14 protein-coding genes and 1 pseudogene are annotated in these 12,364 nt (G+C 32.1%); 6 read left to right on the top strand and 9 right to left on the bottom strand.

Going from position 1 to position 12,364, the window contains the following annotated elements:
- Positions 1-182: 182 nt before the first annotated feature.
- The 5 genes from ACN5J3_RS07295 (at position 183) to ACN5J3_RS07315 (ending at position 2,817) form a co-directional block, all read left to right on the top strand.
- Positions 183-587 carry a helix-turn-helix domain-containing protein gene (locus ACN5J3_RS07295; RefSeq protein ID WP_418511305.1) on the top strand — a complete coding sequence of 135 codons (405 nt, stop codon included), beginning with the start codon at positions 183-185 and terminating at the stop codon, positions 585-587.
- A gap of 84 nt (positions 588-671) precedes the next feature.
- Positions 672-1,046: a DNA topoisomerase IV gene (locus ACN5J3_RS07300; protein WP_418509963.1), complete on the top strand. Its 375-nt coding sequence runs from the start codon at positions 672-674 to the stop codon at positions 1,044-1,046.
- A gap of 1 nt (position 1,047) precedes the next feature.
- Positions 1,048-1,839: a TerC family protein gene (locus tag ACN5J3_RS07305; RefSeq protein WP_418511306.1), complete on the top strand. Its 792-nt coding sequence runs from the start codon at positions 1,048-1,050 to the stop codon at positions 1,837-1,839.
- Positions 1,840-1,874: 35 nt separating this feature from the next.
- Complete coding sequence (gene folE / locus ACN5J3_RS07310) at positions 1,875-2,471, top strand: GTP cyclohydrolase I FolE (protein WP_418509965.1); 597 nt, start codon at positions 1,875-1,877, stop codon at positions 2,469-2,471.
- Between the two features lie 52 nt (positions 2,472-2,523).
- Positions 2,524-2,817: a hypothetical protein gene (locus tag ACN5J3_RS07315; RefSeq protein WP_418509966.1), complete on the top strand. Its 294-nt coding sequence runs from the start codon at positions 2,524-2,526 to the stop codon at positions 2,815-2,817.
- A 36-nt stretch (positions 2,818-2,853) separates the two neighbouring features.
- On the opposite strand, the gene ACN5J3_RS07320 is transcribed toward ACN5J3_RS07315, so the two are convergent.
- The 8 genes from ACN5J3_RS07320 to ACN5J3_RS07355 all read right to left on the bottom strand — a co-directional run bounded on the left by ACN5J3_RS07320 (position 2,854) and on the right by ACN5J3_RS07355 (position 10,582).
- Positions 2,854-5,133: a TonB-dependent receptor gene (locus ACN5J3_RS07320; protein WP_418511307.1), complete on the bottom strand. Its 2,280-nt coding sequence runs from the start codon at positions 5,131-5,133 to the stop codon at positions 2,854-2,856.
- A gap of 64 nt (positions 5,134-5,197) precedes the next feature.
- The gene (locus ACN5J3_RS07325) at positions 5,198-5,539 is read right to left on the bottom strand and encodes a hypothetical protein (protein ID WP_418511308.1); all 342 of its coding nucleotides are present in this window, start codon (positions 5,537-5,539) and stop codon (positions 5,198-5,200) included.
- Positions 5,540-5,541: 2 nt separating this feature from the next.
- A complete protein-coding gene (locus ACN5J3_RS07330; RefSeq protein ID WP_418509969.1) occupies positions 5,542-6,036 on the bottom strand; it encodes a DUF6787 family protein in 495 nt (164 codons plus the stop codon).
- Positions 6,037-6,064: 28 nt separating this feature from the next.
- Positions 6,065-6,502: a DUF6146 family protein gene (locus ACN5J3_RS07335; RefSeq protein WP_418511309.1), complete on the bottom strand. Its 438-nt coding sequence runs from the start codon at positions 6,500-6,502 to the stop codon at positions 6,065-6,067.
- Between the two features lie 102 nt (positions 6,503-6,604).
- Positions 6,605-7,240 carry a DUF937 domain-containing protein gene (locus tag ACN5J3_RS07340; protein WP_417290866.1) on the bottom strand — a complete coding sequence of 212 codons (636 nt, stop codon included), beginning with the start codon at positions 7,238-7,240 and terminating at the stop codon, positions 6,605-6,607.
- 93 nt (positions 7,241-7,333) lie between these two features.
- On the bottom strand, positions 7,334-8,296 hold the full coding sequence (locus ACN5J3_RS07345) for a D-2-hydroxyacid dehydrogenase (RefSeq protein WP_417290865.1): 963 nt from the start codon (positions 8,294-8,296) through the stop codon (positions 7,334-7,336).
- A gap of 45 nt (positions 8,297-8,341) precedes the next feature.
- Positions 8,342-9,403: a 3-phosphoserine/phosphohydroxythreonine transaminase gene (gene serC / locus ACN5J3_RS07350; protein WP_344730305.1), complete on the bottom strand. Its 1,062-nt coding sequence runs from the start codon at positions 9,401-9,403 to the stop codon at positions 8,342-8,344.
- Between the two features lie 120 nt (positions 9,404-9,523).
- Positions 9,524-10,582: an acyl-CoA reductase gene (locus ACN5J3_RS07355; RefSeq protein ID WP_418511310.1), complete on the bottom strand. Its 1,059-nt coding sequence runs from the start codon at positions 10,580-10,582 to the stop codon at positions 9,524-9,526.
- Positions 10,583-10,661: 79 nt separating this feature from the next.
- Here ACN5J3_RS07355 and ACN5J3_RS07360 point away from each other — a divergent pair, with 79 nt between their 5' ends.
- The gene (locus ACN5J3_RS07360) at positions 10,662-11,015 is read left to right on the top strand and encodes a 4Fe-4S dicluster domain-containing protein (RefSeq protein ID WP_344730299.1); all 354 of its coding nucleotides are present in this window, start codon (positions 10,662-10,664) and stop codon (positions 11,013-11,015) included.
- 89 nt (positions 11,016-11,104) lie between these two features.
- On the opposite strand, the pseudogene ACN5J3_RS07365 reads toward ACN5J3_RS07360, so the two are convergent.
- Positions 11,105-11,590: pseudogene (locus ACN5J3_RS07365) on the bottom strand (NAD(P)H-dependent oxidoreductase); the annotation flags it as partial.
- Positions 11,591-12,364: the final 774 nt, after the last annotated feature.

The following is a 12,364-nucleotide window of genomic DNA, read 5'->3' on the forward strand; positions in this document are numbered from 1 at the left end:
TATGACGAGATATTTAACACTCAATGCCTTTGAATTATTATATACCTTTATTTCAATAAGTTAATATACCTTAATTAAAGTGTTATTTTACATATAAAATCATCTATAATGTTAAAAATTAGATTTAAATCTATTAAATGTTTACATTTGTAACAAGCAAAACATAACAACCCTTGTTTACAATGATAAACAATCAAGAATTCTCAAAAAGACTCCAAAAAGTCATAGAATACTACGGTGAATCAGCCTCTTCTTTTTCAGAAAAAATAGGTGTTCAACGTTCTAGTATTTCTCATATACTTTCAGGTAGAAATAAGCCAAGTTTAGATTTTGTATTAAAAGTACTTTCCTCCTTTCCGGATGTAGAATTATATTGGTTACTAAATGGCAAAGGTCAATTTCCTAATCAGCAAGAAAATCGTATTGAGGAAAAACAAACAAAAATTGCCATTGATAATATTCCATCGCAACCTGAACAAAAAATTCAAAAACCAACCAGTAAAACTTCTTCAAATAAAAAAGAGATAGATCGAATTATTATTTTTTATAATGATGGAACTTTTGAAAATTTTAATAAATCAGAGTAGACTACGAAAATTTTCAAATATTAAATTCTCACGCTAGTAACTAAAAAAGGTATTTCTTTAGTAATTTTGTTTAAAATGTCACAAATGAAATATCTATACCTTTTTATTTTTTGTCTAATACTAACTAGTTGTTTTGATAACATACAACGTAATTGTACAGATTACAAGACTGGTACTTTTACTAGCGAAATAACAATAAACAACAAACTATACAAATCACATTTTACTAGAACCGATAGTTTGCAAATAGAAACTTATGACAACAAGGTAGATTCTTCTTCTGTTCGTTGGATAAATGATTGCGAAGTTGTTTTTAAAACCATAAACCCTAAAAGTAGAGCGGAACGCAAAGACATTCATTTAAAAATACTCACAACAACAGACTCAACTTATACATTTGAATATTCGTATGTTGGCGAAGAATTAAAACAAAAAGGGATTGCAAAAAAAATAGAGTAACATGCTTGACTTTTTACTTACTAGCGATGCCATTATGGCGCTACTTACTCTCACTTTTCTTGAGATAATTTTAGGTATAGATAATATTGTATTTATATCTATAGCTGCCAATAAGCTTCCTGAACATCAACGAGGAAAAGCAACCAACATTGGGCTTATTCTTGCTATGGTGCAACGCATTGTGTTATTGTTTTTTGTTTCTGCACTAATTAGTTTAAAAGAACCTTTTTATAGTATTTCAACTAGTTGGCTTCAATTACACATTAGCTGGCAAGCTATTATTCTTTTTGCTGGTGGTTTATTTCTTATATACAAGAGTACTTCTGAAATTAGAGAAAAAGTAGAAACTCCTGAACATGACAGCAACGAAGTAAAAGGGAAAAAAATAAACAGTCTTTCTCAAGCTATAGTACAAATTTTACTTATTGACTTTATTTTCTCAATAGATTCTATACTTACCGCTGTAGGAATGACAAATGGTTTATCTCCAAATCATAATGAAAACTTGGTGTTAATGATAATAGCTGTAGTTATTTCAATAGCTATAATGATTGGTTTTGCAAATCCCATACGCAAATTCATAAACACGCATCCTAGTATACAATTATTAGGTTTGGCGTTTTTAATTCTCATCGGCTTTATGCTTATTACCGAAGCCGCTCACCTATCTGAGACCGAATTATTCGGAAAAACTGTCGGTGCCATTCCAAAGGGCTATCTATATTTTGCTATTGCTTTTTCTTTATTTGTAGAATTTTTAAACTTTAGAATTACCAAAAAGAAAAAACAATAACATTTTCAATATCTTTAAGGCATAATACATAAAATATGTCGAGTAAAAATTTTGAAGAATATAGTATACAAGTCACTGAAGATGTAAAAGCCAAGTTTGAAAGTATTATTGAAGATTTAGGTGAAGACACTTCTAGAGACGGTTTATTAAAAACACCAGAACGAGCTGCAAAAGCCATGCAGTTTTTAACACAAGGCTACAAACAAGATGCTGCCAAAGTTCTTAAAAGCGCCATGTTTAAGGAAACTTATAATGAAATGGTTATTGTTAAAGACATTGAACTTTACTCGCTTTGCGAACACCATATATTACCTTTTTTTGGTAAAGCTCACATTGCCTATATACCTAACGGCCAAATTGTTGGGTTAAGTAAAATCCCTAGAATTGTAGACATTTTTGCTAGACGTTTACAAGTACAAGAACGGTTAACTAAGCAAATACTTGATTGTATTAATGATACTCTAAAACCACAAGGTGTAGCTGTTGTTATTGAGGCATCTCATATGTGCATGATGATGCGTGGTGTTCAAAAACAAAACTCTGTAACAACAACTTCTGGATTTAGAGGTCAATTTGAAAAAATAGAAACACGCAATGAGTTTTTGAAGCTTATTAGTGAAAAATTATCTTAATTATTTTTTGGAACACTATTTGCATTTAAATAATTAATTAACAATTATTTAAATGAATTTAGAAAACAGTAGTAAAACAAAAAAACTAGCTTTAAGCATTTTGTTTGATGCTTTAGGTTATGTATCATTTATCTTTCCTCCTTTTGATTTTGTTTGGGCACCTGCTTCAGCATGGCTCATGACAAAACTCTACAAAGGACGACAAGGAAAAATAGCAGCAGCCATTACTTTTATAGAAGAGGCTTTACCAATGCTAGATGTTATTCCTACATTTACAATTATGTGGTTCTATACATACGTAATAAGTAGCAGAAAAGAAGATGTAATTATTAATATTGAAAAATAAAAAAGCGACTCTATAATGAGTCGCTTTTTTTTATAATTAAATGCTATAATTTAATCCTATAATGAAATTTCTGCCAATATTGAAAATTCCATCATTTTTTAATCTCGACAGGTGATTTATATAACTTTTATCCGTTAAGTTATTTCCAGAAACTGAAATTGTCAAGTCGTTTTTAAACACTTGAATTGTTCCGCCTAAACCTGCACTTAATAAATTATAACCATCAGTTGGTGTTTCAAAATAACCAACATTACTTTGCTTGAATGTAGATTGTAACTTCACAAATGCATATCCTTGTTGAAACCAATTTGTATCATACTCAACACGAATGGTATTATTGATAGAATTTGCAGGAATTAATGGTAAATACAAACCATTGTTTTGCTTACCAGTAACAGTTTCAAAACTACTCTCAAAATGAAGCCAATCTAATGGATGTGGATGCAAGTGAAAACCAATTTCTCCACCATAAAGCTTTGCATCATTTTGAACATAATCATATGCTGCAGTTCCATCAATCACTGAACCATTAGGAGATAGATAAATGTAATCATTAACTACGTTATAGAATCCGTTTACAAACAATTCTAAATGCTCACTCTTATATTCTAAAGCTAAATCTGTTTGAAAGTTTTGCTCATTATCTAATTCTGAATTACCAATTTCATATCTGTTAGATCCATGATGCACACCATCTGAAGTTAATTCTGCTAAATTAGGAGCTCTAAACCCTGTAGCTAAATTAAGTCTTGCTGTGATATTTTTTGTTATATCTGTTTTAAAGCCAATAGCACCATTAAAACTATTAAAATCTCTATCAATTCCATTTTCTACAGAAACTTTACGGTTATCATACCTTGCACCTAATTGTACATCTACTTTATCAAAGTGAATATGAGATGTCGCTAAAACACCAAAATCATTAACTGTTGCATTTGGTATTAATACTTCTTCTCCATAATTTGTGTTTGTTTGATGCATTCCTTGCGCACCTACTATGGTTTCAAACTTTCCTAAAGTTGGTAAATGATACTTTACATCGTAGTTAAATGTTTTTAATTTCATTTGCAACGCTGGATGTAAATCCTCTTCATTGTGTTCATCATGAGATTCTTCTTCATCATGGTCTTCATCCGCATGATCATCGTGATTATCTTCATGCTCATGCTCGTGTTCTTCATCTTCATGGTGATGATGCTCATCTTTAAACTCTCGCCTGTCATTATAGATATATCCTAAATTTATTTCTAAACTAGAATTGTCAAAAAACACTGTTGATTTTGAACTAAACACATGATTTGTGATTTCTTGATAAGGTAGTAAAGGTGCTTTCTCTGTATTTTGTACACCTATTTCTTCTGGAATACCTAATTTTGAATTATTTACATTATACCTAAATTCTGTTTTAAATTGTGTTGACTGATACCCTAAACCAGCTTTAAAATCTTGTTCACGAAAACGTGTGTTTGTGACTCTATAATTTTCGGTATTATAATCAGCATGTTCAGTTAAACTTCCTCTAAACAACATTTTAAACTTTTCTCCAGAAGATTTATAGCCAGCACCAGCTTTATAACCTTGTGTGTTACTAAAATAAGTTCCATTAACATCTCCTGTTGCTGTATTTTGTTGAGCAAATTTTTCTGGATTTAAGTATAAAACACCACCAAGCGCATCACTACCATATAATAAAGACGCAGGTCCTTTTATAATTTCAACACTCTCAATACCTGTATCGCTTATTCCTAACCCGTGTTCACTTCCAAACTGCTGGTTTTCTAATCTTACACCTTGTGTGTATACAAGCACTCTATTAGAGCTTAATCCTCTTATTACTGGTTTACCAATACTTGCACCTGTAGTAATACTCTCTACTCCTGGAATACTTGTTATACCTTGAGCTAATGTTGTTGCACCATTACGCTGTAAGTCAGCAACGGTTTCATGCTCTACTTTCATTACATTTTCACTTTGTAATTTATGAAAAGGTGTTGAGATAATAACAGCTTCCATCTCTATTGCTGTGGGCATTAATTTTATTGATAATGCAGTTTCAACTGGTATAGAAATTGTTTGAGACTGTGTTTCATAACCAATAATAGAATATACAATCTTGTAGTTTCCAGATGGCATGTTTTTTAATTCAAAAAAACCATTCTCATCTGTATATGTTCCTTTTTCTAATTGAGGCAAATAAACATTTACATAGCCTATTGGCTCACTTGTTTGGCTATCTGTTAATTGACCTTTTAATGTATTTTGTGCATAAATTGTTGGTATTGCAAGAAACAGCAATACTCTTAAAATAAATTTCATGTGTATTTTAATTTAATAGTTAATCTGTGCTGATAAGATTTTCAGCTATATATATAAAAGAGAATTAACTATAATGTGGTGGACCACGAAGTGAAAAATGAAGCCTTTGATAGTCACTCAAAAAATCATATTGAGTGTTCGTTATTTTTTTTCTGTAAGAAATTTTTATAAAATCATACGCTGGGCTTGATATAGTAAACAAATTACTTAATTGAAACTTGTAAAAATCACAATCAAAATGGTACTCATGTAAATGCGCATCAGATTTATTATCTAAACACTGAACTACATCATGAGAATGGTGTTCAAAAGTATGAAGTAATTTAATTGCAGAAGGCACCAAAATAGTCATTGCAAGACATATTGCAAGACTTTTAAAGATAATATGGTTTTTAATTTGTTGCACTATTAATCTACAAAACGTTTTAGTCCCATTTTACGAAGCATCTTTTTTTCAAATTCCCAAAAGAATTTAAACTGCCCAAAAAGCCACCCAAAGGTAACTAATAATATTTGATAAAAAATGAGGCCAATTATAATATATAAAACCCAATAAACAACAATATTTAAGTTTTCTTTAGTAATTCCTAATAGTTTTATTATAGGCCTACTTATAAACATAGATGATGTGCCTGTAATTGCAAAAACAATAAAAATGCGAATCATTTCCCATTTGTAGGTAACAATCCATCTGTTTTCTAATTTTTTAAAGCAAAACAATGTAATCTTTAAAAGCACATAGAAAATAACGGCAGAGATAGCTATTATAAAAGGTAATGATAAATCTTTGAAAAAAGCGTAAGATAACCTAAAAGCACTGTATCCTAAACCAAAAACTCCTAAAAACGGAAAAATCAACTGCCAATCGTGCTGTATTTCCCAAGTTTGTTTAAATTTTTTCATAGACTACAAATGCTATTGCAAATATATTCTAAATTCTTGGAACAAACCCTGTTAATTGTTGTTTGTAGGTAAGCTGAAAGTAAATAAAGTAGTTATATAACTTATAATTAACTTCATAGCCATAATCAATATTTTGATTATAGTTTATTTGCATTTCATAAAGGTTAGGATTATATCTACTTGGTTGCATTACTCTATTATTCCATGCTGTGACATACTGAATGTTTCTGCTTTCTAAAAACGCTTTAGAGTAAAACCCTTCAGGTTTTGCAACACTTATTAACCATGTATTAAACCCTGGTTCTATTATAATTATTTCATATTCAACATCATCATTTGCTATTCTAACAGTGTCATTATCTACCTGATTTTGAATAACATCTTCATGAGATGTTTTTGTACTATGACTTGATTTGCAGTTGTATACCAAAAAACAAACAGCTATTATATATATAAGATTTTTCATAGAAACACTTTTATTATAATATACAAAATTCATTTTATTTACTTACAAAAAAAGCCAAACAAAAACTGCTTGGCTTGATATTATTAAAGGTTTTTAAGGTGATTATTTACCAAACAAACCACCTAGCAATCCACCAAGACCGCCTTTCTTTTTACTACTTCCTAGTACCATTCCTGCAACATCATCAACAACACTGCCATCTCCATCAGCATCAAGAATAGCTTCTAAAAAGCTTTGTTCTTGTTGTGGAGAATTTCCTTGTATTAAACCACCTAAAAGTCCTTCAAGACCTGATGAAGAGCTTACATTACTTTGTTGTTTTTGTTTTCCTAAAATCCCCATTAAAATTGGTGCAGCCACTTTTAATATTTGAGCTACAGAACCTGCATCCATACCAGACTTAGCTCCTAATGCTTGCTCTACATTTTGTTGTTTATTTCCTAATACATGACCAAGAATTTTGCTTCCGTCACTTATAACACTATCATCAACACCACCGCTAAATAAACCTCCTAGGTTATCTAAAATACTTCCGTCGTGTTTTGAGTTTAAAGCACTCATTAAGCCTTCTGCACCTTGTGGTGTAGAAGCGTTACGCTTCATAGCTTGCATAAGAACTGGCATTGCCATTGTTAATACGCTTGCTGTTTTATCTTCTGGTTGGTTGGTTTGACCTGAAACACCATTAATAATGGTTTTTCCAAGGTCACTGTTTAATAAGTCTAAAATTCCTGACATTGCTCTTGTTTTTAAATTGAATGTTAATTTACAAAAAAAGCTTATAAATATTAAATATTTACAAGCTTTTAGGTTATTTTTTTGTTAGCTTAATTAAGCTTCTTGAGTCTTTAAAAGACTGATTATTTGCGATGCTAATTCTAGGCCTATTCTATCTTGTGCTTCGTTTGTAGCAGCTCCAATGTGTGGTGTTAATGAAATTTTACCGTTCATTAATACCTGAATAGCTGGTGTAGGTTCTTCTTCAAAAGTATCTAAACCTGCAAATGCTACTTTACCTGATTCTATAGCTTTTATTAAGGCTACTTCGTCTATAACGCCACCACGAGCAGCATTAATAATACCAACACCATCTTTCATTATTTCAAATTCTTTATCAGAAATGATATAACCGTCTTGTGCTGGTACATGTAGAGAAATAAAATCAGCATGTTTTAAAACATCTTTCATAGGTTCTGTTTCAATTTCTACATTTATAAACTGACCGTTGTAAAACTCAACTTTAATATCTGCTTTACCTACAAATTTATCACTAGCTACAACACGCATTCCTACTCCTAATGCTATTTTTGCTACTTCACGACCTATACGACCAAACCCTATAATTCCTAATGTTTTTCCTTTAAGCTCCATACCTTTTGCATAGTTCTTTTTTAAGGATTTGAATTGTGTATCACCATCTAATGGCATGTTACGGTTTGAGTCATGAAGAAAACGCACGCCACCAAACAGGTGAGCAAATACTAATTCTGCAACGGAATGTGATGATGCCGCAGGTGTATTTATTACGTGAATACCTTTACCACGTGCATATTCTACATCTATATTATCCATACCAACGCCACCACGACCTATAACTTTAAGGTCTGGACATGCATCAATAAGGTCTTTGCGTACTTTTGTAGCACTTCTTACTAATAAAACATCAATAGCGTTATCGTTTATATAGTTTATTAGTTGTTCTTGAGCAACTGTTGTTGTGCTTACTTCAAAACCTCCTTGCTCTAAAGCTTCAATTCCGCTATTTGAAATTCCGTCGTTTGCTAATACTTTCATAATTGTTTTCTGCCTTAACAGGTATTTTTTATTAAACTTTATCTTTTAGGCTTTTCTTTCTAATTCACTCATTACATCAACTAGAACACCTACGCTATCTAGTGACATTGCGTTGTACATAGACGCTCTATAACCTCCTACACTTCTATGACCGTTAAGGCCATTTATTCCTGCTTCTTTTACCATAGTATCAAATGTTTCTTTTAGGTTTTCATTGACAATATTGAAGGTAGCATTCATGTGAGAACGATCACTTTTTGTAGCAAAACCTTTAAAAAGTGGGTTTAAGTCTATTTCAGAATAGATTAGTTGTGCTTTTTTGTCATTTTCTTTTTCAATAGCTTCTATACCGCCAAGGTTTTTAAGCCATTCAAGTGTTAACATACTTGTGTAAACAGCAAAAACTGGTGGTGTATTAAACATACTACTTTTATCAATATGCACTTTATAATCCATCATAGAAGGGATTTTACGAGATACTTTTCCTAAAATATCCTCTTTTACAACAACTAGTGTTGTTCCGGCAGGTCCCATATTTTTTTGAGCTCCAGCATAGATTAAATCAAACTTTGAAAAATCTAACTGGCGTGAAAAAATATCGCTACTCATATCGCAAACCATAGGGATTGGTGAGTTTGGAAATTCTTTCATTTGCGTACCAAATATGGTGTTGTTTGATGTACAGTGAAAATAATCGTAATCTTCAGGAATATCGTATCCTTTAGGAATGTAATTGTAGTTAGCATCTTTTGAAGAAGCTACTTCGTAAATATCATCATAAATTTGAGCTTCTTTAATTGCTTTTGCTGCCCAAGTACCTGTGTTTAGGTATCCTGCTCTTTTTTCTAAAAGGTTTAAAGCAACCATTAAAAACTGTGTGCTAGCACCACCTTGTAAAAATAAGGCTTTATAGCCTTTGCCTTCAAGTCCTAAAAGCTCTAGAGCTAAAGCGCGTGCTTTTTCCATAACATCAACAAATGGTTTGCTTCTATGGGAAATCTCTATAAGTGATAAGCCGTTGTCAAAATCTAGTATGGCTTCTGATGCTTTTTGAAGCACTTCTTGAGGTAAAATGCAAGGTCCTGCACTAAAGTTATGTCGTTTCATTTTATTATATAAATATTTATCAGAGATTATCACCAAAATGGTTATGGCGAATTAAATTTAACAGTAACAAAGGTGCTAAATTCTAATAAAAAACCTGTTAAATAATTAATAATTTATCAACTATATTTTTAACAAAAACTCAATGATATCTACCGAATCAGCATAGTCCCAAAGTTGTGGGTTTTGTGTTTGACCAAAAGCGATATCGTTTGAATTAAGACCTTTTGAAACGACACACTGTATTTTATTAGCGTCTGTTTTAAGTTTTTTGTTTAGGGTTTCTAGACTGCTATATTGTTCATAAAAAATAGTTGCTATAGGAGATGCATAGCTTTCGTCTTCTTTTAGCATTAAAAAACCGTTTTCTAGCATATTAAACTCGCTCATTAAATAAACGGCTTTGTTATAATCATAGTTGTTGGCGTATTTTGCCTTGTCTATTATAGGATGCCAGTGGTACATGGCCTTAAAAAAGCTATCAAAGTTATAGTATTCAGGTACGAAAAGTTTAGAAACATTTCTACAACCTAAACCATAGTATCTAAAAATATCCTCTGAAAGTTTTTTTAGGTCGTCTTCTGTTTCATTGCCTGTAAGTATGGCTACGGAGTTTCTGTTTTTTCTGATAACAGCTGGTTTTCCTTTGAAGTAGTATTCAAAATAGCGGGCGGTATTATCGCTTCCGGTTGCTATTACCGCATCAAAGTTAGATAGTTTTTCTTCGGTAAATGTGATACGTCCTTTAAATTCTGGCGCAACATATTCTAGATATTTGGCTAGAAAAGGTAATAATTGCTTGTCATTTGATGATTGTTTAACCACAACATTATGCCCTGAAAGTAGTACCGAAATAAAGTCGTGAAACCCAACTAGCGGAATGTTTCCTGCCATAATAATGGCAACATTTTTTTGAGAAACATCCTTAAAGTTATAGTTACCTAACCATTGGTTAATATTACTATCTGTCAATAAATTAGACCAACCGCTTAAAGCATACACTATATTCTCTTGTGTGAACCAACCGTTATGTTCTTCGGCTAATTTTATTTGATGCTTAAACCCATCAAAAAACAAATCGTTATGAAGTATGTCTTGTTTTTTTTCAAAAGGTGTGACTGAAAACTGGCTTAAAAAGGTTCCTAATTTTACAAAAGCATCAATTCTTTGCGGTAAGTTCATTCTAATTTGGTTATGAATGGTTTTGGCTTTATTTTTGTACAAAGTTAGAAAAATAAAACTCTGAAATAGAAAAAATGCTATGGCAATTATAATAACAGATGAATGTATAAACTGTGGTGCTTGTGAGCCTGAATGCCCAAACACTGCTATTTATGAAGGTGCAGACGATTGGAGATACAATGATGGCACGAGCCTAAACGGTAGTATTGTGCTTCCTAACGGAAATGCTGTGGATGCAGATGAAGCTCAAGAGCCTTTAAGTGACGAGATATACTATATTGTACCAGATAAATGTACCGAGTGTAAAGGATTTCATGAAGAACCACAATGTGCGGCTGTATGCCCTGTAGATTGTTGTGTTCCTGATGATGACCATGTAGAAACCGACGAAGAGCTTTTAGGTAAGCAACGTTTTATGCACCCTGAAGATTAAGGGGTTGCATCTATTTTTATAAATGAGAAAAAACCTCAAACTGTATGTTTGAGGTTTTTTTATTATCATGTTTTTAGTAGGTATACAACTTACAAGCTAGCTACTACTCTATCTAAAAAGGCTTGGTATTGCTTAAGTTCATGAGGTACATCAGCATTTTTTTCCATGTCATGAAAATGGTGAGATGCTAATAATGACATTCCTGTAAAGGCATTCATTTTATGAAAGCCAAACATCACGCCATCATCTACACTTTTTTGATCAAAAAATTCATCCTTTAGTATAAAGGCTGTTTTTGGAGCGTTCCAGCTTGTTGTTAAAATATATTTTTTATCGTGTATTAAACCTCCTGTGCCGTAGTTTATTTCGGGGTTTGACCTGCTTCTACCATCACTTTTATAAATACCGTTTTGATGACCTTCTGTAAAGACTTCGTCTATATATTTTTTGAATCCGAAAGATATTTGAAACCACCATATAGGTGTGTGATATATAATAATATCTGCCCATTTAAACTTTTCTACTTCTTCTTTTGCATCATAATGTTCGCCAACGTAGGTTGCTTTTACTTGAAAATCTTTTAGTGTGTTAAAGTAAACTACAAGAGATTTTTAGGAATAAGATGCCGAAATGGCTGTGTAGGAATGAAACTTTCCAGTTGGTGATTGATGATATTTAATAACTGAAAGAACATGGTCAATAACTGTATATGAGTAGTGAGTTGTTAGTAGTGAGAGGTTGATTGATTAATGCTTTGTGTTGTGTGTTTTGTATGATAGGTGGTGATTTTCATTCTTTTTTGCATTGCCAAAAAAAGAAACAAAAAACGCTAGACTGACTAGTTCTTTCCTAAATTGACCAACGCATCCTAAACCTTCTGATCTTATCTATTCATTTTTGAGGGACCAAAAACGAAACAAAAAGTCCTTTTACTGTCGGTAGGCATTTCGCTTTTCAGCGAACCACACCCAAAACTTCGCGGGTGCGCCAGCTCGCAGGCTGGCTCCTTCGCTAAAATGATTTATTGAATCATTTTTTATCGCTCGGCACCCTGAATCTCGAAGCTTTTGTGTGTTATGCTTACGACAGCTGTTTTCCTGCTGTGCAGGAATTGGGTTTGTGGTGAGTAGTGATTTTGAATGGGAGATTGATTGCGCTCTCCTACTTTACTATTTTGTTTTTAATTGTTTGTTTTTATGTGAGGTACGGGTGTAAATTTATGTTTATATGACAAAAAGTGGTTTTATTTTATAAAAAATCTGTTAGATTTGTAGGTATATATATAATAAAAATAAACACACTAGTGTGTTTATCCATACGTTGTGGGTAATTATGACCAACATTTCGGC

It is taken from the genome of Corallibacter sp. (assembly GCF_048381695.1).
Classification (GTDB): domain Bacteria; phylum Bacteroidota; class Bacteroidia; order Flavobacteriales; family Flavobacteriaceae; genus Corallibacter; species Corallibacter vietnamensis.